The 23,342-nt window shown below is 62.4% G+C and carries 18 protein-coding genes and 1 tRNA gene; 13 read left to right on the plus strand and 6 right to left on the minus strand.

The features are described 5' to 3' along the window. Window positions 1-38: 38 nt before the first annotated feature. The 3 genes from gltB (at window position 39) to pyk (ending at window position 7,708) form a co-directional block, all read left to right on the plus strand. Window positions 39-4,655: a glutamate synthase large subunit gene (gene gltB, locus LFT45_RS09535; protein WP_236808085.1), complete on the plus strand. Its 4,617-nt coding sequence runs from the start codon at window positions 39-41 to the stop codon at window positions 4,653-4,655. Continuing rightward, window positions 4,648-6,105, plus strand: a complete 1,458-nt coding sequence (locus tag LFT45_RS09540; protein ID WP_236808086.1) for a glutamate synthase subunit beta — start codon at window positions 4,648-4,650, stop codon at window positions 6,103-6,105. Before gltB ends, LFT45_RS09540 begins: the two co-directional genes overlap by 8 nt. An 82-nt stretch (window positions 6,106-6,187) precedes the next feature. Continuing rightward, a complete protein-coding gene (gene pyk, locus LFT45_RS09545) occupies window positions 6,188-7,708 on the plus strand; it encodes a pyruvate kinase (protein ID WP_236808087.1) in 1,521 nt (506 codons plus the stop codon). Window positions 7,709-7,877: 169 nt separating this feature from the next. On the opposite strand, the gene LFT45_RS09550 is transcribed toward pyk, so the two are convergent. After that, complete coding sequence (locus LFT45_RS09550) at window positions 7,878-8,483, minus strand: ANTAR domain-containing response regulator (protein WP_003800911.1); 606 nt, start codon at window positions 8,481-8,483, stop codon at window positions 7,878-7,880. A 206-nt stretch (window positions 8,484-8,689) separates the two neighbouring features. Between LFT45_RS09550 and LFT45_RS09555 the strand changes: the two genes are divergently transcribed. Beyond that, window positions 8,690-8,771: transfer RNA gene (locus tag LFT45_RS09555), tRNA-Leu, on the plus strand. Between the two features lie 79 nt (window positions 8,772-8,850). On the opposite strand, the gene LFT45_RS09560 is transcribed toward LFT45_RS09555, so the two are convergent. Both LFT45_RS09560 and LFT45_RS09565 read right to left on the minus strand, forming a co-directional pair. Continuing rightward, a complete protein-coding gene (locus tag LFT45_RS09560; protein ID WP_236808088.1) occupies window positions 8,851-9,126 on the minus strand; it encodes a hypothetical protein in 276 nt (91 codons plus the stop codon). Window positions 9,127-9,683: 557 nt separating this feature from the next. Beyond that, entirely contained in the window at window positions 9,684-10,685 is a 1,002-nt protein-coding gene (locus LFT45_RS09565; RefSeq protein WP_236808089.1) for a tyramine oxidase subunit B, read from the minus strand. Window positions 10,686-10,952: 267 nt separating this feature from the next. Between LFT45_RS09565 and LFT45_RS09570 the strand changes: the two genes are divergently transcribed. Beyond that, window positions 10,953-11,789 carry a hypothetical protein gene (locus tag LFT45_RS09570; RefSeq protein ID WP_236808090.1) on the plus strand — a complete coding sequence of 279 codons (837 nt, stop codon included), beginning with the start codon at window positions 10,953-10,955 and terminating at the stop codon, window positions 11,787-11,789. A 99-nt stretch (window positions 11,790-11,888) separates the two neighbouring features. Here LFT45_RS09570 and LFT45_RS09575 read toward each other — a convergent pair whose 3' ends face one another. Continuing rightward, a complete protein-coding gene (locus tag LFT45_RS09575) occupies window positions 11,889-12,605 on the minus strand; it encodes an HNH endonuclease (protein ID WP_236808091.1) in 717 nt (238 codons plus the stop codon). 84 nt (window positions 12,606-12,689) lie between these two features. Between LFT45_RS09575 and LFT45_RS09580 the strand changes: the two genes are divergently transcribed. Further along, window positions 12,690-13,361 carry a hypothetical protein gene (locus LFT45_RS09580; RefSeq protein ID WP_236808092.1) on the plus strand — a complete coding sequence of 224 codons (672 nt, stop codon included), beginning with the start codon at window positions 12,690-12,692 and terminating at the stop codon, window positions 13,359-13,361. Window positions 13,362-13,601: 240 nt separating this feature from the next. Here the strand turns inward: LFT45_RS09580 and LFT45_RS09585 are convergent, their stop codons facing one another. Together LFT45_RS09585 and LFT45_RS09590 are read right to left on the minus strand one after the other, a co-directional pair. Next, the gene (locus LFT45_RS09585; protein WP_236808093.1) at window positions 13,602-14,273 is read right to left on the minus strand and encodes an endonuclease/exonuclease/phosphatase family protein; all 672 of its coding nucleotides are present in this window, start codon (window positions 14,271-14,273) and stop codon (window positions 13,602-13,604) included. Window positions 14,274-14,332: 59 nt separating this feature from the next. Continuing rightward, a complete protein-coding gene (locus LFT45_RS09590; RefSeq protein WP_236808094.1) occupies window positions 14,333-14,935 on the minus strand; it encodes a hypothetical protein in 603 nt (200 codons plus the stop codon). Between the two features lie 281 nt (window positions 14,936-15,216). On the opposite strand from LFT45_RS09590, the gene LFT45_RS09595 reads away from it, so the two are divergent. From LFT45_RS09595 to LFT45_RS09625, 7 genes are all read left to right on the plus strand, one after another. Next, window positions 15,217-16,188, plus strand: coding sequence for a hypothetical protein (locus LFT45_RS09595; RefSeq protein ID WP_236808095.1), 972 nt, complete (start codon window positions 15,217-15,219; stop codon window positions 16,186-16,188). A gap of 229 nt (window positions 16,189-16,417) precedes the next feature. Further along, complete coding sequence (locus tag LFT45_RS09600; protein WP_236808096.1) at window positions 16,418-16,624, plus strand: hypothetical protein; 207 nt, start codon at window positions 16,418-16,420, stop codon at window positions 16,622-16,624. Window positions 16,625-16,693: 69 nt separating this feature from the next. Continuing rightward, window positions 16,694-19,510: an nSTAND1 domain-containing NTPase gene (locus tag LFT45_RS09605; RefSeq protein WP_236808097.1), complete on the plus strand. Its 2,817-nt coding sequence runs from the start codon at window positions 16,694-16,696 to the stop codon at window positions 19,508-19,510. Between the two features lie 327 nt (window positions 19,511-19,837). Next, window positions 19,838-20,686 carry a hypothetical protein gene (locus LFT45_RS09610; RefSeq protein WP_236808098.1) on the plus strand — a complete coding sequence of 283 codons (849 nt, stop codon included), beginning with the start codon at window positions 19,838-19,840 and terminating at the stop codon, window positions 20,684-20,686. Window positions 20,687-20,775: 89 nt separating this feature from the next. Continuing rightward, a complete protein-coding gene (locus tag LFT45_RS09615; RefSeq protein ID WP_236808099.1) occupies window positions 20,776-21,186 on the plus strand; it encodes a hypothetical protein in 411 nt (136 codons plus the stop codon). A gap of 409 nt (window positions 21,187-21,595) precedes the next feature. Further along, entirely contained in the window at window positions 21,596-21,763 is a 168-nt protein-coding gene (locus LFT45_RS09620; RefSeq protein ID WP_236808100.1) for a hypothetical protein, read from the plus strand. Next, complete coding sequence (locus LFT45_RS09625; protein WP_236808101.1) at window positions 21,763-22,467, plus strand: Fic/DOC family protein; 705 nt, start codon at window positions 21,763-21,765, stop codon at window positions 22,465-22,467. The genes LFT45_RS09620 and LFT45_RS09625 overlap by 1 nt, the downstream gene beginning before the upstream one ends. Window positions 22,468-23,342 lie beyond the last annotated feature (875 nt).

Genomic DNA, 23,342 nt, shown 5'->3' on the forward strand with positions numbered 1-23,342 from the left:
CCCTTCCATACGCACGATCAGGAGGAAGGACGTCTCCCATGACCCAAACTCTTTCAGGCCCCAGCTGGTCCGAACCGAACCAGCCGGACGCCGCCATGTCGCCGTTCAAGCGGTTCGCGGCGCTCCCCGAAGCAGCCGGGCTCTACAACCCTGAGCAGGAGAAGGACGCCTGCGGTCTTGCGATTATCGCCACCCTGCGCGGCGAGCCCGGTTACGACATTGTCGACGCCGCCCTCACCGCCCTGCGCAACCTCGAGCACCGCGGTGCCGTCGGCGCAGATGAGGGTACCGGTGATGGCGCCGGCCTCCTGATGCAGGTGCCGGACGAGTTCTTCCGGGCCGTCACCGAATTCGAACTGCCCGCGCCCGGCCAGTACGTGGTGGGCACCGCCTTCCTGCCTGCCGAGCAGCGCGAGGCCGAAGCCGCCAAGGCCGGCATCGAGGGCCTGGCCGCCGACGAGGGACTGACTGTCCTGGGCTGGCGCGAGGTTCCCGTCGTCGCCGATCTTGTCGGTGCCATGGCGCGCGCCTGCATGCCGTACTTCTCCCAGCCGTTCTTCGCCTCGGCAACCGGCGAGCAGCTGGACCGCAACGACCTCGACGGCCGCGCCTGGCGTATCCGCAAGCGCGCCCAGAACAAGTTCGGCGTCTACTTCCCGTCGCTGTCCTCGCGGACCATCGTCTACAAGGGCATGCTGACCACGGCCCAGCTGGAGCCGTTCTACCCGGACCTGTCGGACAAGCGCTTCAAGACCAAGCTGGCGATCGTCCACTCCCGGTTCTCCACCAACACCTTCCCGTCGTGGCCGCTGGCCCAGCCGTTCCGCACGATCGCCCACAACGGTGAAATCAACACCGTCAAGGGCAACCGGAACTGGATGCGCGCGCGCCAGTCCCAGCTCGCCAACCCGCTGCTGGGCGACTCGCCGGAAGAGCTGTTCCCGATCTGCACCCCGGGCGCGTCCGACTCCGCGTCCTTCGATGAAGTTGCCGAGCTGCTGTGGCTGTCCGGCCGCCCCATCACCCACGCGATCATGATGATGATCCCGGAGGCCTGGGAAAACCACGCCACCATGGATCCGGCCCGCAAGGCGTTCTACGAGTACCACTCGCTCCTGATGGAGCCGTGGGACGGCCCCGCCGCCGTGTCGTTCACCGACGGCGCCCTCGTGGGCGCCACCCTGGACCGCAACGGCCTGCGCCCCGGCCGCTACTGGATCACCGAGGACGGCCTGGTCGTCTTCGCCTCCGAGGTGGGCGTCATCGACGTCGAACCCTCCAAGGTGGTCAAGAAGGGCCGCGTCTCTCCCGGCAAGATGTTCCTGGTGGACACCGAGGCCGGCCGGATCATCGGCGATGACGAGGTCAAGGCCGAGGTCGCCGCTGCGAACCCCTGGGCCGAGTGGGTCAAGGACAACCTGATCGACCTCAACGAGCTGCCGGAACGCGAGCACGTGGTGCACACCGCCGCGTCCGTGAACATCCGCCAGCGCACCTTCGGCTACACCACCGAAGAGCTCAAGATCCTGCTGGGCCCGATGGCCCGCACCGGCGCCGAGCCGCTGGGGGCCATGGGCTCCGACACCCCGGTGGCTGTGCTGTCCAAGCGCCCCCGCCTGCTCTTCGACTACTTCGTGCAGTCCTTCGCGCAGGTGACCAACCCGCCGCTGGACGCCATCCGTGAAGAGCTGGTCACGTCCCTGACCTGCGCCATCGGCCCCAACGGCAACCTCCTGGACACCAAGCAGGTGCGCCAGCCGCAGGTCTCGCTGCCGTTCCCGGTGATCAACAACGACCAGCTGGCCAAGATCGCCAACATCGAGGACGCTGAGGGCAATCGCGTCGCAATGAAGGTCCGCGGCCTTTACCGCCCCGAGGGCGGAGAGAACGCGCTGCGTGCCCGGCTCACCGAAATCTGCGAGCAGGTGTCCGGTGCCATCAACCGCGGCGTGCAGTATGTGGTTCTCTCGGACCGCGATTCCAACGCCCAATGGGCGCCGATCCCGTCACTATTGCTGGTCAGCGCCGTGCACCACCACCTGCTGCGCAGCGCCAACCGCACCAAGACCGCCCTGGTGGTTGAGGCCGGCGACGTCCGCGAGACGCACCACGTGGCAGTCCTCGTGGGCTACGGTGCCTCCGCCGTGAACCCCTACTTGGCCATGGAATCCGTTGAGCAGCTCATCGCTGCCGGCGACGTGGTGGGCGTGACCCCGCAGGACGGCGTCTACAACCTGATCAAGGGCCTTGGTAAGGGTGTCCTGAAGATCATGTCCAAGATGGGGATCTCCACCGTGGCGTCCTACACCGGTGCGCAGACGTTCGAGGCGCTTGGCTTGGGCCAGGAACTGGTGGACGAATTCTTCGCCGGCACGCACTCCCAGCTGGGCGGTGTGGGGCTGGACGTCATTGCGGCCGAGGTTTCCGCGCGGCACCAGATGGCCTACCCCGAGGGCGGCATTGAGCAGCCGCACCGTCCCCTGCTGGGCGGCGGCGAGTACCAGTGGCGCCGCGACGGTGAGCCGCACCTCTTCAACCCGGAGACTGTCTTCCGGCTGCAGCACGCGACGCGTGAGCGCCGCTACGACATCTTCAAGGCCTACACCAAGGGCGTGGACGACCAGTCCGAGAACCTGATGACCCTGCGCGGTCTGCTCAAGTTCAAGGACGGCGTGCGCCCGGCCGTGCCGCTCGAGGAAGTCGAGCCGGTCTCCAGCATCGTCAAACGCTTCTCCACGGGTGCCATGAGCTACGGCTCCATCTCCAAGGAAGCCCACGAGACCCTCGCGATCGCCATGAACCGGCTGGGCGGCAAGTCCAACACCGGTGAAGGCGGCGAGGACGTGGACCGCCTGCTCGATCCCGAGCGCCGTTCCGCCGTCAAGCAGATTGCTTCGGGCCGCTTCGGCGTCACGAGCCTCTACCTGAGCAACGCGGACGACATCCAGATCAAGATGGCCCAGGGCGCCAAACCCGGCGAAGGCGGCCAGCTGATGGCCCAGAAGGTCTACCCCTGGGTTGCCCGGACGCGCCACTCGACACCCGGCGTCGGACTCATCTCTCCGCCCCCGCACCACGACATCTACTCGATCGAGGACCTCGCGCAGCTCATCTACGATGCGAAGCGCGCGAACCCCTCGGCCCGGGTGCACGTCAAGCTCGTCTCCGAGGTGGGGATCGGCACAGTTGCCGCCGGCGTCACCAAGGCGAAGGCCGACGTCGTGCTTGTTTCCGGGCACGACGGCGGAACCGGCGCGTCGCCGCTGAACTCGCTCAAGCACGCCGGCGTGCCGTGGGAACTGGGTCTCGCAGAGACCCAGCAGACCCTCATGCTCAACGGCCTGCGCGACCGCGTGGTGGTACAGGTGGACGGCCAGCTCAAGACCGGCCGCGACGTCGTCATTGCCGCGCTGCTCGGCGGCGAGGAATTCGGCTTCGCCACGGCACCGCTGGTGGTTGAGGGCTGCATCATGATGCGCGTCTGCCACCTGGACACCTGCCCTGTGGGAGTTGCCACCCAGAACCCCGAACTGCGCGCCCGCTTCAGCGGCAAGCCGGAGTTCGTGGTCAACTTCTTCGAGTTCCTGGCCGAGGAAGTCCGCGAGATCCTCGCGGAGCTCGGTTTCCGGAGCATCGAGGAAGCGATCGGCCACGCCGAAATGCTGGACACCCAGGACGCCATCAGCCACTGGAAGGCCGAGGGCCTGGACCTGGATCCGATCCTGCACGGCCTCGAGTTCGACGATGACGCCCCGCTGCGGAACCTGACCGGCCAGAACCACGAGCTGGACAAGCACTTCGACCAGCGGCTCATCACCATGGCCGCCGAGGCGCTGACCGACCGTGCCCCGGTGAAGATCACGGTGGACGTCATCAACACCGACCGCTCGGTGGGCACCATGCTGGGCCACGTCGTGACCAAGACGTTCGGCACGGACGTGCTGGCCACGGACACCGTCGACATCACGCTGAACGGCACCGCCGGGCAGTCGCTGGGCGCCTTCCTGCCTGCCGGCATCACGCTGCGCCTGTACGGCGACTCCAACGACTACGTCGGCAAGGGTCTCTCCGGCGGCCGGATCATCGTCCGCCCGGACCGCACCAACGTGTTCCAGGCCGAACGCAACGTCGTTGCCGGCAACGTCATCGGCTACGGCGCCACGAGCGGTGAGCTGTTCCTGCGCGGCCAGGTGGGCGAACGCTTCCTGGTCCGCAACTCGGGCGCCACCGCTGTTGTCGAAGGCATCGGCGACCACGGCTGCGAATACATGACCGGCGGCCAGACGCTGATCATCGGCCGCACCGGCCGGAACTTCGGCGCCGGCATGTCCGGCGGTACGGCCTACGTGCTGGACCTGCGGACCGAACGCGTCAACAAGCAGGCCCTCGAGTCCGGCGAACTCCAGCTCCTCGAGCTGGACGCCGAGGACCGCGACATCGTCCACGGCCTGCTGGTCAAGCACGTGGAGGAAACCGAATCCCAGCTGGCCGCGCGTCTGCTCGATAACTTCGACGACACCGCTGCCCGCATAACCAAGGTGCTGCCGCGCGACTACGCCGCAGTACTGCAAACCCGTCTTGACGCCATCGAAGAGGGCCTTGACCCCGACGGCGAAGAAGTTTGGTCTCGAATCCTGGAGGTGACCGGTGGCTGATCCACGCGGATTTCTGAAAGTACGTCAGCGTGAAACCCAGCCGCGCCGTCCCGTTCCCGTCCGCATCATGGACTGGAAGGAAGTGTACGAGGCCCAGGAGAAGGGCACGCTGAAGGCCCAGGCGGGCCGCTGCATGGACTGCGGCGTGCCGTTCTGCCACCAGGGCTGCCCGCTGGGGAACCTGATTCCCGAGTGGAACGACCTCATGTGGCGGGACAAGGGCGAGGAAGCGATTGAGCGGCTGCACGCGACCAACAACTTCCCCGAATGGACCGGCCGGCTGTGCCCCGCCCCGTGCGAGGCGTCCTGCGTGCTGGGCATCAACCAGCCCGCGGTGACCATCAAGCAGGTCGAGGTGTCCATCATCGATGAGGCCTTCGATAACGGCTGGGTCAACCCGCTGCCGCCGCACCGCCTCACCGGCAAGACGGTCGCCGTCGTCGGTTCCGGCCCTGCCGGCCTGGCGGCTGCACAGCAGCTGACCCGCGTGGGCCACACCGTGGCCGTCTACGAACGGGACGACAAGATCGGCGGCCTGCTGCGCTACGGCATCCCCGACTTCAAGATGGAAAAAGAGCAGGTGGACCGCCGGCTCGAGCAGATGAAGGCCGAAGGCACCCGCTTCCGCACCGGCGTCGCGGTCGGTACTGACGTCACCTGGGAGCAGCTGCGCCGCCGCTACGACGCCGTGGTGATCGCCACCGGCGCCACCGTGCCGCGCGACCTGCCCATCCCGGGCCGCGACCTCGACGGCGTGCACTTCGCCATGGATTACCTGGTTCCCTCCAACCGCGTGGTGGCGGGGGAGTCCCCGGAGAACCACATCGACGCCCGCGGCAAGCACGTGGTCATCCTCGGCGGCGGCGACACCGGCGCGGACTGCATCGGCACCGCGCACCGCCACCAGGCGGCCTCGGTGACCACGCTGGCCATCGGCAAGCAGCCGTCGCTGGAACGCGCCAGCCACCAGCCGTGGCCGACGTTCCCCACCCTCTTCGAGGTGGCCAGCGCGCACGAGGAAGGCGGTGAGCGCACGTACCTCGCCTCCACCGTTGAGTTCGTGGGCGAGGACGGCAAGCTGACCGGCGTCAAGGTTGCAGAGACCGAATTCGTTGACGGCAAGCGCCTCCCCAAGGCCGGCACCGAACGGATCATCCCCGCTGACCTGGTGTTCCTGTCCCTGGGCTTCACCGGACCTGAAAAGGCCGGCATCACCGAGCAGGTCGGCGCCGAGTTCGACGGCCGCGGCAACGTGGCCCGCGACGGCTACTACATGACCAACACCGAGGGTGTCTTCGTGGCAGGCGACGCCGGCCGCGGACAGTCCCTGATCGTGTGGGCCATCGCCGAGGGCCGTGCCGCCGCGGCCGCGGTGGACAAGTACCTGATGGGAAGCACCATCCTTCCTGCGCCTGTGGCTCCGACGGACCGCGCCATAGCTGTCCTGTAGCGCGCCTTCCTTCTGGCGGCCGATCCGGGGAATTCATCTCCGCGACAACTTAACCAATGCAAGTGACAAATAGGGTAGGTATATGAGACGCGCAAAAATTGTGGCCACCTTTGGACCGGCCATTGCCAGCTATGAAAACACCCTCGCGGTGCTGGAAGCCGGCGTTGATGTAGCCCGTATGAACATGAGCCACGGCGACTACTCCGTGCATGACAACACCTATGAAAACGTCCGCAAGGCCGCGTCCGATCTGGGCAAGGCCGTGGCCATCATGGCCGACCTGCAGGGCCCGAAGATCCGCTTGGGCCGCTTCGTCGACGGTCCCCACGAGCTGGCCGTGGGGGACATCTTCACGATCACCACTGAGGACGTTCCCGGCACCAAGGACATCTGCTCCACCACACTCAAGAGCCTTACCGAGGACGTCAACCCGGGCGATGCCCTGCTGATCGATGACGGCAAGGTTGCCCTGCGCGCCATCGAGGTCGACGACGTCAAGGTGGTCGCCAAGGTGACCGTGGGCGGCTTCGTGTCCAACAACAAGGGCATCAACCTCCCTGGCGTTGCCGTCAACGTCCCCGCACTGAGCGAAAAGGACGAGGACGATCTTCGCTGGGCCATGCGCCGCGGCGTGGACCTCGTTGCCCTGTCCTTCGTCCGTGACGCCTCGGACATCAAGCGCGTGCACGAGATCATGGACGAAGAAGGCCGCCGCGTGCCGGTGATCGCCAAGATCGAAAAGCCCCAGGCCGTGGACCAGCTCCACGAGATCATTGACGCGTTCGACGCGATCATGGTGGCCCGTGGCGACCTCGGCGTGGAGCTTCCGCTGGAGGAAGTGCCGATCGTGCAGAAGCGCGCCATCGAACTGGCACGCCGCTGGGCCAAGCCGGTCATCGTGGCCACCCAGGTGCTGGAGTCCATGATCGACAATCCGCGCCCGACCCGTGCGGAGGCCTCCGACTGCGCCAACGCCGTGCTCGACGGCGCCGACGCGGTCATGCTGTCCGGCGAGACCAGCGTGGGCAAGTACCCGATCGAGACGGTCAAGACCATGGCCCGGATCATCGAGTCCACCGAGGAGCACGGACTGGAGCGCGTCCCCCCGCTGGGCACCAAGCCCAAGACCCGTGGTGGCGCCATCACCCGTGCCGCCGTCGAAATCGCGGACCAGCTGGACGCTAAGTACATCTGTACGTTCACGCAGTCCGGTGACTCGGCACGCCGCCTGTCCCGCCTCCGCCCGATCAAGCCGGTATTCGCGTTCACTCCGGTGGAGCACGTCTGGAACCAGCTGGCGCTGACCTGGGGCATCCAGCCGCAGCTGGTTGCCATGGTGGGCCACACGGATGAGATGACCGCACAGGTGGACCGCAGCCTGCTGGACATGGGGCTGGTGGAAGACGGCGACCTCGTGGTCATCGCTGCCGGTTCCCCTCCCGGAAAGGCCGGTTCCACCAACTCCCTGAAGGTACACAAGGTGGGCGACCTCGCCGACACCCCGCGCCTTGGCGAAGCAGCCGAGAAGAAGGAAAAGCTCGGTCCGTGGCCGGAAAAGAAGAAGAAGAACAAGGACAAGGCTGCAGCAGCTCCGGCTGAGTAGCTAGTCCTGAGGGAGGATCCCCGCCTGGACCAGTTTGCTGGTCGGTAGCGGGGGTCCTTCCTTTTTGTTTTTCTCGGGCTCCGTCCCTGGTTTCCGGGAAACCAGAAGGACCCCGGCGCGTTGTGCCGGGGTCCTTCCTGTCTTGATGCTTTTCTTGCTGCTTGTGGCGCTAGTTGACCTGGTTGATGATGGTCTCAGCCACTTCGCGCATGCTGAGGCGGCGGTCCATCGAGGTCTTCTGGATCCAGCGGAAAGCTTCCGGCTCCGTGAGACCCATCTTGGTGGTCAGCAGGCTCTTGGCGCGTTCGACGAGCTTGCGGGTGGCGAACTGTTCCTGCAGGTCGGTGACCTCGGATTCGAGGGCCTTGATCTCCTCGTGGCGGGACAGCGCGATCTCCAGGGCGGGGATCAGGTCGGCAGGGGTGAACGGCTTCACCACGTAGGCCATGGCACCGGCGTCGCGGGCGCGCTCCACGAGTTCCTTCTGGCTGAAGGCGGTCAGCAGCACCACGGGGGCGATGCGTGCCTTGACGATCTTCTCGGCCGCGGAGATGCCGTCCATGACGGGCATCTTGACGTCCATGAGGACAAGGTCGGGCTTGAGCTCTTCGGCCAGCTGCACGGCCTTCTCGCCGTTGTCGGCCTCGCCGATGACGTCGTAGCCTTCGCCGCGCAGGATTTCGATGATGTCCAGGCGGATGAGGGTTTCGTCTTCGGCCACGACGACGCGGCGCGCCGGCTGGGACGTTTTGTTTGACTCCGTCGGTTCTGACACGGGATCTCCTTGAAAAGGTACGGCGGGACTATGACTATCTTAGTTGGGCCCCGCGCTTGTACTTGGATCGGCATGGCTTGTTGCGACGGCGGTGGCGCGATTCTGCCTTTCAGCCTATCTGCATGTAGAGTAATTCCGCGCACTGGTAGTGGCCGCGTTGATCACACTTCGCTGTGAGCCTACGATTGTTACTCCGTGTACTCCGCGCCCGAGTGGCGGAATTGGCAGACGCGCCGCACTCAAAATGCGGTATCGAAAGGTGTGTGGGTTCGAGTCCCACCTCGGGCACAGTGTTTTCCCATTCAGGGGCTTTTAGCCTCCTGAGTGTGCACATATTGTTCACTTGTGGGCCCCTTCGGGGGCCTTTTCATTGGTGGCCGGGTGCCTCCTTGCATGCCTTGCCGATCGGCGGTGCGTCCTTCGTTACCAGTTCATGGATGTCCGTGGCCTGGGCAACATGACCTGAGAAAAATCTGGCCCGGTTTCCTTTCCCGCGTTTTTGGGCCTTCACTGGATTCCTCCTATGCGTTTCGCGGTGTCTTCCTGCTCCTTCATCGGTGGCTCCGGCGTCTACTGCATGACGCTGTGACTTTTTGGCGAGATTTCCTGAAGCGAGGTGGCGGCTGCCCTGTGTGTTCTTCATACCTGTTCATTGCCTCCATCTTGGACAACTACATGACCCTGGGGGATTGGGGCGAGATGTCCCGAACGATGCTGCCCGCTGCCTGGCTGGTTGTTCATATCCGTTCATGGCCCACGCTTTGCTCGACAGCATGACCGTAGTCGACGAGAGCTCATGTGTCTGCGCAGGGATCCGCTGACGGCCACTTGCGCGGGAGTATCTTCAAGGGCATGGCTAAGCTGTTCGTGTGCGGGTAATCCGGCGTGCCACGGCTGCGTTCCGCCCGGACGTCGAGCTTCCTGCATTTATGGACATGCCCGACGCACGACCTGGCGGGCGCTTGTGCCCGCCAGTGTAACCCCCTAGGGCACCCTTGCGGGTATTAAAGTAGGGCAGGGCATAAGGCTGTCACGAGGGCAGCATTCGCGTGGATTTCTACCAGCAGGGGAGCCGCCATGAGGTGTCGCGTTGGTGGACCGCCTTACGCGACTTAACAACTGCTCCTGCCGACACCGAGCAACTGTCAGTGATGGGTGCATGGGGGCAGGTGACGACTGCCCCATGCGAGTTTTTTACGCCTAGGCGAGGGCGGGGGTGTCCCAGAGGTTCAGGACGGTGCCGATGTTCTTTTCCTCGGCCGTGCGATACAGCTCGGTGGCCCAGGCAACGTCTTCTATGGGCATGCCACCGACGGAGTAGAGGATGATCTCTTCATCGTCGCGGCGGGCTGGGAGCTTGCCGGTGGCGATGTCGGCGATCTCCTCGATCTTCGAGGCCGGGATCTTCCCTTCCTCTAGCAGTCCGAACCAGTGGGATCCGGGAATGCCGAGAATCTGGTAAGCCGTGGGGCCGTATTCCTCGAGCCAGGCCTGATAGAGGCCCTCGGCGTCGATTACCAGGCGGGCATCGCCCTGGAGGAAGTCGTCATCGAAGCGGGCAGCTGCGGGCAGGAGCAGGAGGGCTCCGGGTTTGATGGCGTGCTTGGGGAAGTAGGGGAATGCTTCGCTTCCTGCGGCGTCGGTGGACGTGGTGGCCATGACGACGTCGGCATCGGCGATTGCGTCCTCGATGCTTTCGGCTGCGGCGACCTTGGTGAGCTGGGGGAATTTTGCCGTTGCCCATTCGACGAATGCTTGCGTGGTGCCGGTGCTGCGGCCCTTCACGAATAACGTGTCGATTGAGGGGCGCAGGGCCAGCGTTGTTTGGAGGACAGAGCGGGCGATCACGCCGGGGCCGACCACGGCGGCAACCTCGGCGTCGGCTTTGGCGAGGTTGCCGCCGGCGCCCGGGACGGCGCCGGTGCGGTAGGCGCTGAGGAGGTTGGCGCTCATGATGGCCAGCGGCGCACCGGTGTCGCTGTCGTTCAGGACGAACACGTGGATCGAGCGGGGGAGCCCTTTCTGGCGGTTCTCGGTGTTGGATCCGCACCACTTCACGCCCGAGGTGCCGAAGCGGCCACCCAGATAGGCGGGCATGGCCATGAAGCGCCGGTCCGGGCCATCCTTTGGCATTCCCTCGAATTCAGGGGCTGCCGGGAACGTGATCATTGCGCCGTGGGAGTTGCCGTTCTCGCAGGCCATCCGGTAGTCGCCTTGGGGTTGCGCCTGCGGACGAAGTCGTGGTGCAGCAACGGGGCCTCCTCCCGGGCGAGGACGACGGCGCGGCGCGCGTCCGCGGTGAAGGGTTCAAACCTGGCATTCCTTCCGGTTCGGCAGAGAGCTGCTGGAACCCATGTGTGTGGAGGAAGACGACCGCCTCGCCAGTGACCTTCCGGACGCGGTTGTCACAGTTCCGCTGAGTTCGTGGCGGCCACCAGAAACCCGGCGCTGCGGCACTACACTGATGCGGTGGATCAAGATTCTCCGGGTGGACGTACCCTCAGTTCGCCGATGATCGCCGTCATCGCGATCGGTGTTGTCCTGGTGACGGTCATCGTCATTCTTGTCGGTGTCCGGCTTGGCCAGTCGCTGACAAGCGCACCATCGAGTGCGGTGTCCAGTCCTGGGGCTGCTTCATCAACTGCAGAGGTGCCGGCCAGCACCGCGAAGGTGGAGAGTAAGCCGACGGAAAGCACGGAGCCCGAACCAACTGAGAGCAGCACGGCGCCCACCGTGTCGGTGCCGCGCCACTTCGAGCGGGTGACACCAGCACCCGTCCCGGAGCAGTCCTTCGCTGAAGTCCAGCCGCTGCCACCGCCACCGCCGACGGTTGGGCAGGCCGATGTCGTAGCCGCCGCGCCTCCCAGCCCGACACCTGAGCCCACCTGCCCCGCCGACGAGGGTGTGGCCTTGACGCTCGTCAGGGCCGAACCTGTACCGGGCAGCGACGTCTTCGATGCCTTGAAGCTAACCTTCGTGCTGGACAGTAGGTTCTCCGTTCCGGTCAGCATCGAGGTCGGTGACCTGCTCACTGTCAGCGCCGTCCGGGTGAACGGTGCTGAGATGGGCACCGGCTACGTCGACCTGCCTGAGACGTACGAAGTCCCGCCGGGCCGGACGACCTTCGCGACGGACGAAAGCCACCACCTGCTGGCGTTCAGGAACTTCGGCTCGCCAATTGCATCCTTGAAGCTCAGCGGATCAGCACGGTTGATAACGCGGACCTGGGACAGCGAGAACTCGATGTTTTGCCAGTACAGGGGCATGACATTGGGTAAGCCGCTGCAGGGAAACTGGGGCAGCTAGCACGAATCTTTACGCAGCCCTGTGGGTACCTGTGCGCAGGTCCAACTCAGCCCATTTCAGCAGGACGCAGTATGCGCTGAGGACTTCCAGCGCCGCCTCTTACTCCTCGACAACTTCCCAGGCAGTCATTTCCTCTTCACTGTAGTGGCTCAGGGAGATGAGGCGGTCAGCGGTTGTCCTGTAGCCGGCCCTGAGCTCAGCTGAGTGGAGGCCGAGCTTGCCGTAGGCCGGATCGCAGCCGCCCAGCCTGGCGATGCGTTCCCGGCGGAGCTGAGGCTCAATGATTGCCCATTCGGGATCGTCGCAGAGGTGGCTAGGTGTCGTCGACCTAACCCGGTCCCGCTCCAGTGCGTCAATCCATGCTTCCTGCTCGGGCGTGGCCGGGACAAAGTGGGATGAGGTCTTTTGGTAATGACAGAAGGTGCACATCAGTTGCAGGTTTTCCAGATCGCTGGAGTCACCGTCGATGTGATCGATTTCGTTGCCGACGCAGCCGCACAGGACACAGACCTTGTCCCGTTCCAGCACCAGGGTCCGCACCCCGGCCGGGATGCGCCGAGCCATCGCGTGATAGCCACCCGCGAGCAAGTGGGCGATCCTGACATTCAGCGCCGATTGCACCTCCGGGTCTGCGAGCCGCTTTTCATCCTGAATGACGCCACGCCAATACCTGACGTCAATGGCAATGGAGCGGCACAGCTCCGTGCAGAACAGGAACGGCCGATGCGATTCGTCGGCCAGGAGCAGGTCGAAGCAGTTCGCGCAGCAGTCCTCGTCGTAACGGGGCCTTGAAGGCGCTGCGGCGGTGTCGGTCATGGACTGATTGTGGCAGACAATGCGGCCGGATCAGCGTGACCGCAATAAAACAAGCGGTCCTGTGAGCCGGGATAAACTCCGGCCATGGGATTCATGGATGGGGCAGTCAACGGCATGATGACGAGACTTGTACCGGCCGGCTTTATGCCGGATGAGGCGTTCTGCCTGGGGCAGGCCGCATACATCAAGGAAGGCAAGCGTGACCCGGGTGTCCCACCAGCAGTGGTGGACCGCCAATCTGCGACGGCACTCATCAACCAGACGCTGACCACGTTGGGCACCTACCCGATGGGCGTGGAGGCGCACATACAACGAATCAGGCTCTGGGAGCGCATTTTCGGCTTCCGCTCGTGGCACGAACCGATCGACCCCGAAGAGGTTTACGGCCCGATAGAGCTGCTGACGCTCGGCTATTCAGTGCCGGCCTCCCAGGCTTCAGGCGGCAGGGCAATCGCCCCACAGGCTTCGCCGCTGCAAACGGAGGCTCCAGGCGAGCGGACCTTCCGGATCGTCGTTGGCAGCAGCCAGGACGGAGGGTTCATCGACCAGATGACCGAGGCACTTCAGAAGGCGGAGAACCTGCTGCGACGAGAAGTGGAGTCCACAGGCTACGTCTGGAACGGTGATGACGGGGACTACTCAATCTTCACGGTGGGCGACGACGACCTGCCCGAAGGGATACCGGACGGCGCCTTGGACCGTTATTTCCCCGGGACCGTCTGCGCGCTGGGCGTGATCACCGCAGGGAAGAAGTAGGACAGAGAGTTCCCTCTACCGAGCCCTCCGCGGATGAGACTCGGGCCGAGGACGTGCCCTTGCTGTTGATGGCCGGACCCGACGCAGGACAAGTTTGTCGGGTCAGATCATTCACAGTTTACTTACTAATTGATAACCGAGTAACTTCAGTGGGTGCGAGAGCGCCGGAAGGTCCCGCAGTGTCCCCATGCCCCGGGGCTTTTTGCTGCCCTGACTGAGGAACCGGGCGGAAAATCACGCCTATCCGATGTCCACTATCAGCGGCATGTGATCGCTGTGGGTCAGCCACGCCTCCGGCTCACCGACGGAGACTTTTGCTTCCACAGCCGATGACAGGAACGCGTAGTCGATGTGGTGCCCGAACCGCAGGTTCTTTGTATGGAAGTACGTTTTGACCAGCTCGCTGCCGTGTGCAGTTTGCTCCTGGCGGTGGAAGACGCTGTCGAGGCCGAGTCCGCCCAATTTGTCAACCAGCATGGAATGGTTCCGGCCGGGATGTTCGCGGTCCCAGATCGTGTTGCTGTTGAAGTCGCCGACGATCAGGCCGCGTCCGCCGGCAAGGTAATCGGCGTGCCGGTCAACGATCTCGTGTGTGACCCGGACATAGCGGAGCTCGCGGCTTGCCTGGTGCGCCCACAAGGCAACGATATTCAGCCCGTCGACGCTGAACGGGATGTGCCATGGCAGGGCATGGTGCGCAGTCTCGGTGACATTGTAGCTGGCGGGGCGGAACCCGATCACCCCGAGGCCCTTGTTCGGATTCGACCCCGTCCAGGCCGCGAAGGGGAACTCCGTGTTCACGATGTCTTTCTTCGCTACCTCCTGGATGATGGCGACGTCGGGAAGCAGGGCTTCGATCAGGTGGCGCTTCTTGTAGAAGGCCATCGAGCAATTCCAGGAGACAATCCGCATTCAGCACAGCACCTTTGTTCAATTGAGATTCGCAACCGGTCGGAACTTGCTAACTGAGCCTAGCGGCAGCTGAATTCGGTCAGGTCGACGCTGGTGGCATTACCGCCATAATCGTTCGCCTCGACGGCGGCCTGCTCGTTCGCGTAGAGCGGCCCGGTGACCTCGAAGACGGTCCCGGTGACTGTCTCGCCGTTCAGCCACCGTCCCCGAATCACGATGCCGCCCGGGCAGCCGCTCTCCAGCGTGGTCATCACGTTGAACTTGGCGCAGGCCGTGTAATCGCAGGTGTGATCCGGGGAGTCCGCGTAGAAGATGCCGGGGGCTTTCTCGCTCCAGCCGGCGTCAGCAATGGCCTTGGTGGCCGCTGCCCGGTCCGCGGACGCCTTCGCAGCGGCGCTGGCCTCCGCCTTGGCTTTGGCGGCCTTCTCGTCCGCATAAACCTTGGCCCAATACGCGTCGGACTTAGCCTTCTTCGCCGCCGCAGCATCCTCCGCGGCCTTTTGCTCCGCAGCCGCCGTGGCCTCCGCCTGGCGGGTGGTTTCCCCTGCGCTCCAGGCGAACCAGCCAGCCGTCCCACCACCGATCAGCAGGACGGCCACCAGGAAGGCGACGAGAAGCTTGCGCTTCCTTTTGGGCGCAACGGGTACAGCGGTGTCGGTCATGAGATCCCCCAGAAACTTTCAGTGAACGTACAGATGATACGGCGCTAAAGCGTCCGACGGTGCCGTGCGGGCTTATTACGGCAGCCGTAGCGAGGGGCTGAAAGACTCGCCTAGTCTGCGCATGAAGACGATGCGGACGCGAGCCGACCGGCGAGGACTGAACTAAGGAGAGGAATGTTCAACGCTGAAACTGCACCTGTGAGGGCATCAGCCGTGACGGAGCTTGCACGCACCGGGCACCGCGCGCTCACGGGCCTCGGGCGGAGGATAGGGTTGTCTTCGTGATGAACGAAGGCCTTGTCCACACCAATGCTGCCGATTGGCTGTACAACGCCATCAAGGACGTCGATGGTGACGTGTTCCTGGCCAGTCCCTATGTGTCCTCTGATGTGTGCAGGCTGTTGGCGGCTACCGGCACAGCATCAGACTTCCGGTGGCGGCTCTTCACTTGCTTGGACCCGACCGCGGTGGCGAACGGCTACTTGTCCGTCGAAGGCTTGATTGAACTCAAGCAGAATGGTGTCAACGTCAGCCATGTTGACCGACTGCATGCCAAGACGTTCATCGTTGGTAGCCGTGGCTTTCTTGGGTCAGCGAACCTCACCGGTGCAGGGCTGGGCAGTTCGAAGGCTGCAAACTTTGAGCTGGGTGTTGAGCTGGGAGCTGCCCAGATAGACGGAGTTAAGAGAGCCATAAGTACTTGGCCGAGTCGAGACGTTCGGGCCAAAGACTTGGAGAAGCTTCTCCTGCAAGCCCGTAGGCTAACGGCGGCAGAGACACCTGCTTCCGGTGACTTGGACCAAGACTCTGCTCTGGCTCTTGTCGAGCAGTTGCTGGTTGATGCTCGTGATGAAACCCGGACCCTGTGGCTCAAGTCCGAGTACGGCGAGCCGGCGCTGGACCAGTGGCGCAGCGAGTGGTATTTCGGCAGCCCTGCTAAGGGCCGGCCAAGCATCAAGCCAAGAGACTTGGTGTTCATTTGCGCACAGAACCGAGACTGTTACGCCGTCGTGGAAGTGACGTCAGATCCAGAGTTCCTGCCTGATGATTACCGTACCGAAAGGGGCGAAGAAGCCGATCGTTGGCCATGGGTGAGCCGGACAACGCCCCGCTTCGTGCCGGATGAAATGTTGGAGCTCAAGGCACACGAGCTCGTACGCAGCACTGGCGGGCTTCAGAACGGTCACATCAAGCTGAAGTTCGACCAGTTCACCTATGGTGTTCGTTCCCTCGCCAGGCTCGTGACGAACTAGGATTGGCAATCCGCATCTAATATGCCTGTCCGTGGCTACGGGGGGCCTTTTGTGGTGGCTGTGCCCAGCAGGAGCACTAGCTGAGGGATTACTTCGTCGTATGGCTGAAGCTATGCGGGCCAAGATCTTGCGGTCGGGATCAGCCGGATTCCGACTCGTAGGCGGGGCTCAGGACATGCCATCTTCCAGTAGTTCGCCTATGAGATGTACGAAGGAGGTGAGAACGCCAATGACGTTCGTTGAACGCCAGCCATCGGCTTGGTTCGCATATCAATGCTCGGGCAAGGTCGTGCATCGAATACCGGCTAAGCCGGCCGCCGAGGTGCTTTTCATTTCTAATTACGGGAACGGTTGGAGACGCTGGAGCGCGCAGGGAGTGGCCCTGATTCTGAAAACCCGTGCCAATCTGATCCCGCCGCAGCCACCAGCGGCGTAGGTTGAGCGACCGGCGAGTCCGAAGGAGCGGGTACGGAATAGACGCCGTCCACCGGCGAGAATGGTCTCTATGAAGACTGGGGACGACGTGCACGCGCAGGCGCCGCGTAGGGCTAGGGCCGGCGGCGGGGTTGCTGACAAGCTGGGCAACTCGTACGAGTTGTCGTGGGCCGTCCACTACGCTTTACGGTGCATCCAAGATGAGCGGCGCGCTATCACCCTCGAGGATCTCGATCCGGAGCTTGCTGAGGGTTCTGAGTTCACGTTCACTGATGAACGGGGCAGCGTCGCCGTCACGCAGGTGAAGCGTCAGCACAGCATTAACGATCATTGGACCGTCGCAGCCCTGCGGAGTCGCGGCATTTTCGCGGCTGCAGCGGGGCACGTCGCTGACGGCCGGGAGTATCACTTTCACTCGATGACGCCGTGCGGGCGGCTACGCGTGCTTAGCGAGTGGGCGCGACAGTCCACGGATCTCGGGCAATTCATAAGGCACCAACTCACCGAGCAGTTGAGTCCGGTATTCGATGAGCTGTCAGCTCCCGACATCTTTGGCAGCGCGGACGGCGCTTGGCAAGCGATTCGCGGCATGTGGTTCGAAGTCGGTGACGAACAGCAGCTTGTCAAGACGAACGCCATGATCGCCGCTACGGTGCTGGAAGGGGCGGCAGAGCCGCTGCTACCCGTCGCCGTCGGCGCAGTGTTGCTAAACAATCTCCGTAAGCGGCTCACGAGACGTGAACTGCTTGAAGGACTGGCCCTACACGGCATATACGCCCGCCACGCAACAGCGAAACGAACAGCTCATGATGAGGTACACGCCACAACATCGAGTTGGTGCCGTACCGTGGAGCGAGAGTTACTCCAACCAGCTATCCCGCGCACAGAATCCACGGAGCTCATCGAGCTTATGAGCAGAACGCGCCTGGCACTGGTGGTCGGCACTGGCGGCGGAGGCAAGAGTTCGGTCGTCTATCAGGCGGCGAAGGGCCTTGAATCAAAGGGCTCCGAAGTGCTGGCGTTCCGACTCGACCGTCGCGGAGCGTTCAATTCGACGGCCGAGTTGGGGGCGCAGCTGGGCTTGACTAGCTCGCCGGTTGCATCCCTGCGGATGGCCGCCGACGGTCGCGACGCTTTCCTGATCGTCGACCAGCTCGACGCCGTGTCACTCGCGTCCGGACGACTGTCCGAACGCTACAACGTCATCGAGGATCTGATCCACGAGGCTACGGCAGTCGAGGGTGTACGGGTCATCCTGGCCTGCCGCCTCTTCGATGTGGAGAACGATCATCGCATCCGCAGGCTTGAGGCCCGGAGCGACGTTGAGCGCCTCACAGTCGAGCCGCTGCCAGATGAGGCCGTCACGGATGCCGTAGAAGCTATGGGTCTCGACGCCACGGCGCTCACGTCGTCGCAACATGAACTGCTGAAGTCGCCACTGAATCTCGTGCTCCTCGAAACTGTCGCGAGCCAACCTGGCGTGCTCAACTTCACCACACGAGGATCGCTATTTGAGGCATTCTGGCAGCGCAAGCGCCAGACCATCAACGATTATCGCCCAGATGTTCGCTTTAACGACGTGCTGGCGCGCATCGCTAACACCGCGAGCGATCAGCAGGCCCTGTCGGTTGCCATCGAGATCCTCGACCCCGGAGACTACATCAGTGATGCCCAAGTGCTGGCGTCTGAGCAAGTCTTGGCCATCGATGGTGAGCGCGTCTCCTTCTTCCATGAAACGTTCTTCGACTACACCTTCGCACGGCAATGGTTGTCGCGGCAGCAGTCAATGGTGGAGTTCCTGTGTGCACAAGAGCAAGAGCTTTTCAGACGGGCTCAGGTGCGCCAGATTCTTGAACTGCTGCGTGAGCGTGATTCAGAGCGTTTCCGCACGGAAGTCGAGGCGTTGCTCACCGGATCGGCAATTCGTTTCCACATCAAAGAAACGGTCATGATCGTTTTTGCCAACGTAACCACACCGACGGATGAAGACCTGGACCTCATTCTGCGAATCGGTGACGGCGACTCGACTTTGACCGGACGTCTATGGCAGCAAATAGCGCGCCCGAGCTGGTTCGATGTGCTCCACAACCGCGGACTCATCGAGACATGGCTCGATAGTAACGATCAGGCGCAGCGCGAAAGAGGTATCACCTGGCTGGCAAACGCCGGAGCTGTTCACGGCGCTCTAGTTGCGGAACTTCTCTCAGCGAGACGGGATTCACCCGAGTACCTCCTGTGGCTCCGATGGCTCACGCAGCGCGCCGATCTCCACAAGAACAGACCCCTATTCGACCTCCTGCTGAGCGCCGTGCGGTCGGGAGACCTCGACCCGACTGACAAGAACCTCTGGCTCTCTGCCCATGACCTTGCTGCCTATGAACCACTTTGGGCAATCGACTTGCTCAGCGCCTGCTTCATCGAAAGCCCATCGGCGCTCGTGACAGGTCCAGACGGCAAAATTGGTATTCTCGGTTTGCACGACTACAGCGCCACTGAGCTCATCAAAGAGGCGAGCAAAGTGGAACCTCGAGCCTTTGCCAAAACTGTTGTGCCATATCTTCTCGCCGTCATGCAGGCGACATCCATGGAGGGGCGCCGCGACGGCCCACACTACGACCACCATTTCAGCCTCCGCCTGCGATCAGAAGCGGGGTTCGACAACGCTGACGATTCGCTCTACAACGGCGCGGCCGATGCGCTCGCCAGGTGGGCGCCAACCGAACCAGAGTCGGTCGAGCCGTTGCTTAGGACCCTCGCGGCAAACCAGCACGCCTCCGCTCAAGCGTTACTATTCCGCACGCTCATCGCCGGTGCCGCGTACTTCACCGAATGGGCGGCGGAGCTGATCCTCGAAGGCGGCAGCCGTCTTGAAAGCGGTTATCTCTGAGACGTTCACTGGCTCTCTAGAGAGCTTGTCGAAGCTATCGCCCCCCTCGTCTCCGACGAGGTCCACGCCCGTCTCGAAGACAAAATGCGAGACCTCCGCAATCCATACGAACGCTTCCGCTCGTTTGGCTACACCGCCTTCAAATTTTTGTCGGCGCTAGATAGAAATCGGCTTAGCTCCCTGGGTACACGACGACTTGCCGAGTACCAACGGAAGTTCGGAGAGGAGGTTCCACCGTCCCCGACCGGCATCATCAGCTACACCGTCGGCTCTCCGATCGGCGATGCCGCGGCCGCGAGGATGTCAGACAAGCAATGGCTTCGCGCCATGGCCAAGCACGACAACGACCGCGATCGAGGCAGCTCGATCGGTGGTGCCCACGAACTGTCGCAGACACTCAAGAACCACACCCAACAGGACCCTCAACGGTTTGCCGGCCTAGCCATGCAGATAACCCCAACGACAAACCCTGCCTATCCCAGCGCTATCCTTTGGGGATTCGGTGAGGCAACAATCCCACCTATTGCGCAGTCGGCGATATTTGATGCCATTCGGCACATCATGAGCCTCGGGATCACGGAATGTGATCGCTGGCTCGGGTGGTCTGTGCGACGCCTCCTCGTCGAGACACCTCTCGACATCGTCGAGCTAGTCAGGGACCGGTCCCAGCATGCGCCAGACCCAAAGGACAACTCACCAGTCTTCACCCCACAACAGGAGGAACGCCGCGGTCGAGACCTGCGACAGCACGGTATAAACACAGCAAGAGGCAGCCTCGTCGAAGAACTCGGCGACCTCCTAGTTCACGACGTACACGGAGAGCGCACCGCGACGGTCAGCCCTCACCTGGTCACGCTCGCCAGCGACCCGGTCCTCAGCGTCCGCTCCTGCGTTGCGCACACCATCGCGGCCTGCCTTCGACATGCACGGCCAACAGCCTATGAAGCATTTGAGCGCCTCATCGCGGCTAACGACATCCTCCTGGCCTCTGACCACGTCGTCAACCTAATGATGTACATCGGCAACGTAGACCCAAACCGAATCGATCCACTGATCGACCGGATGCTCGGATCAGGGAATGGAGAAGTACGCCAAGCGGGCGGTAGCATGGCTGCGTTCGCGGCCCTCCAGTGGGATCGCCCGCAGCTAATGGAACGAGCACTCGCTGGGACGTAGAGGTTCGGACTGGAGCGGCGGTCGTTTGTAGCGCAAGGGTGGACAGCGCCGCTAACTCACAACTCGTTCTCGCCACTTTGAGCGAACTTATGCACGACGATGACGATGAGGTTCGCAAGGCAGTGGGTGCGTTCGCCATGCACCTCAGAGGACGGAATCTGCGTCCTTTCGCCAGTTGCCTTGCAGACCTGATCGACTCTCCGAGTTACGTTCACGCTGCACCGCAATTGCTTATCACCTTGCAGGAAGCACCCGACAAGGTTGATGACCTTGTTGACCTCGCAGCACACCGCTTCCTCGACGTTTACGGCAGCGAAGCCGCAGATATCCGAACCGGAGCAGCTGGCGACTCACACTACATCGCAGACCTAGTCGTTCGAGGACTGGCGCAGGCTCTTGACAAGAAGCGCATCTCAGCACTGCTCGACATTCTCGATCGGATGCTCGAACTCGGCGTCTACGGAGTCGACCGAGCGATAGAGCAAGCGGAACGCCGCTGAGCGTTAGTACCGATCAAACATGAGAATCGGTCACCATTCGACGGTATGCCCCCGTAGGCTGACTAGCACGATAAAATTAGACATGACTGCAGCGGCGTATCCTCTCACCCAACTCGGCGCTGTCGTTCGTGAAAAACGAAAGGCTTCGACAGTCACAGAAAACGCAGCTTCCCAATCATGCACTTGTCAGCAGCGTTTTTCATCATGGAACTTGAGCAGGGACAACCACATGGTGAGTTGGACAACGTGCTTGGGTTAGGTAATGCAATACGAGTTAGCGCTGTCGTCGATGGGCACCAAGCGAGTTCCATCGCAATTGAGATTCTTGAACGAGTAGAAGGAGCCTGAGATGTCATGCGAAAAGACCAGCTCACCTTCCATGGACCCCGTGTCGAAGCGTCGAGAAGCTATGACTGAGATTTTGGCTAGCTGGGACCTCGAAGGTGCAATGCCCGATGTGACCGGCCTACAAGTCGTGCGTGAGTATGTTGTTGGACAGCTGGAGCTGCCGGTGGCGCTCCTCAAAGTTGCTGAACGCGCAGAGCAGCTCCGGGCGAAAGAGATCCATAGCGCATAATGGTCGAATTCGATGACCCGTATTGTTATCCCGGGACCGAGGTGCTGAAAAACAAGCAGGATCTCCGAGACCTTCAGCACGCGCTCGAAATCGAGCGCGAATACTCACTGTTGCGCCGTCGTGAACTTGAACTGGATCCCGTGCTGGGAACTTTTGGACTGGCGCACCTGCAGGAGATCCATCGCCGGCTCTACCAGGATGTCTGGGATTGGGCCGGGCAGCTCAGAACCGTTGAAATCACCAAGGGTGACTCGCATTTTCTGCCGACTCACTTCTTCCTGAACGCTGGAGAGGAGCTAAGCACATTCGTACACAGCACTGAGCTGCTGACAAACCCCGGTATCACTGATGACGACTTCATTGCACAGGCGGCTGACCTATTGGAGAAGGTGAACTTTATTCACCCCTTTCGCGAAGGCAACGGCCGCACGCAGCGTGCCTACTTGGATCAGATCGCGGAGCTCTCAGGGCGCACTTTTGCCTGGCGTAATATCAGCAAACTCGACAACGAACGCACTTCCATACGAGCTTTCAGAAAAGGTTCTGGTGAGCCTTTTAGAGTTCTGCTCGAGCAAGCGCTCGAACCTCCCATGGATGGTCTGTCGATCCTCGACGATAAGTTATATCGGGTAAGCTCACCGATCGGCGGTAACCCGGCAGCAGTCTCGACTGCGACACAGGTGAATCCCAAGAGGGACGAATAGAACCGACAGTATTGGGCACGCCATCTAAGACTCGAACATGGCCCTGGACCCGGGTTAGGGAAGTCGTATGCAGTCCATCAAAAGTGATCGCCCCTGAGTTCAGACGGTGGTCTCAGAGACAAGGTGCCACAGTAGTTGGCTTTAGAAAGAGAGAGTGTGGACAATGTCCACACTTTTCGGTTCGTATTGGGCTGTACAGGCCTCGGATAGGTCCGGATTCCGTATGTTTCGGGGGTTCCCAAGTGTTTGCAGGGGCTGGAATGTAGTTCGAGTCCCAGCTTGGGCACGTGTTTTCCCTGTTCAGGGGCTTTTAGCGTCTGAGTGTGGACAAATTGTGTTGTGAAGGGCCCCTTCGGGGGCCTTTCTTATTGGTGGCCGGCGGTGTGGCCTGTTGCCTCCTTAGCTTCCTGGATCGACGTGTCGTTGTTCCATGCCTGTTCATGGGTGTTCATGGCGCGGCTGGCATGATTGAGAAAAATTCGATGTGAGCTGCTTCGTTGCTTCGTTCGTTGTTCACCGGATTCCTTCTCCTCGGACTTTGTGGTGGTCGTTCTGCTTCTTCATTGCGGCTCCGGGTAGGGCGACGTGACTTGTGACTCTGGCTGCCGCAACGTTCTTGCGACCGGCATTTCTTCACGCCGATGCCTCCTTTGGGGCGGTGGTTTAGCCTGTGCGCCGGTGCATTACTTGGTGATGCGTCATTCAGGCTGTTGCGGTGTGATCCTATTCAGGAGGCTCTGTCTCCTCTGTCCGATGCGTGCCGGTCATCACTATGGTTGTCGGTATCATGAGTGTGCCCTTTTCGGGCGGCGGCAAAATGGTCTGTCGTGAACGTTCGGTCGCGCGATTTGAGCTCGGTGAGCGAAAGGGTTGGC

Source organism: Arthrobacter sp. FW305-BF8 (assembly GCF_021789315.1).
Taxonomy (GTDB): domain Bacteria; phylum Actinomycetota; class Actinomycetes; order Actinomycetales; family Micrococcaceae; genus Arthrobacter.

Excerpts from the sequence above, each read along its gene's own strand:
- gltB (WP_236808085.1), top strand. The coding sequence starts at position 39 with ATGACCCAAACTCTTTCAGGCCCCAGCTGGTCCGAACCGAACCAGCCG.
- pyk (WP_236808087.1), top strand. The coding sequence starts at position 6,188 with ATGAGACGCGCAAAAATTGTGGCCACCTTTGGACCGGCCATTGCCAGC.
- LFT45_RS09560 (WP_236808088.1), bottom strand. The coding sequence starts at position 9,126 with ATGAAGAACACACAGGGCAGCCGCCACCTCGCTTCAGGAAATCTCGCC.
- LFT45_RS09565 (WP_236808089.1), bottom strand. The coding sequence starts at position 10,685 with ATGGCCTGCGAGAACGGCAACTCCCACGGCGCAATGATCACGTTCCCG.
- LFT45_RS09575 (WP_236808091.1), bottom strand. The coding sequence starts at position 12,605 with ATGACCGACACCGCCGCAGCGCCTTCAAGGCCCCGTTACGACGAGGAC.
- LFT45_RS09580 (WP_236808092.1), top strand. The coding sequence starts at position 12,690 with ATGGGATTCATGGATGGGGCAGTCAACGGCATGATGACGAGACTTGTA.
- LFT45_RS09585 (WP_236808093.1), bottom strand. The coding sequence starts at position 14,273 with ATGCGGATTGTCTCCTGGAATTGCTCGATGGCCTTCTACAAGAAGCGC.
- LFT45_RS09590 (WP_236808094.1), bottom strand. The coding sequence starts at position 14,935 with ATGACCGACACCGCTGTACCCGTTGCGCCCAAAAGGAAGCGCAAGCTT.
- LFT45_RS09600 (WP_236808096.1), top strand. The coding sequence starts at position 16,418 with ATGACGTTCGTTGAACGCCAGCCATCGGCTTGGTTCGCATATCAATGC.
- LFT45_RS09605 (WP_236808097.1), top strand. The coding sequence starts at position 16,694 with ATGAAGACTGGGGACGACGTGCACGCGCAGGCGCCGCGTAGGGCTAGG.
- LFT45_RS09610 (WP_236808098.1), top strand. The coding sequence starts at position 19,838 with ATGGCCAAGCACGACAACGACCGCGATCGAGGCAGCTCGATCGGTGGT.
- LFT45_RS09615 (WP_236808099.1), top strand. The coding sequence starts at position 20,776 with ATGCACGACGATGACGATGAGGTTCGCAAGGCAGTGGGTGCGTTCGCC.
- LFT45_RS09620 (WP_236808100.1), top strand. The coding sequence starts at position 21,596 with ATGACTGAGATTTTGGCTAGCTGGGACCTCGAAGGTGCAATGCCCGAT.
- LFT45_RS09625 (WP_236808101.1), top strand. The coding sequence starts at position 21,763 with ATGGTCGAATTCGATGACCCGTATTGTTATCCCGGGACCGAGGTGCTG.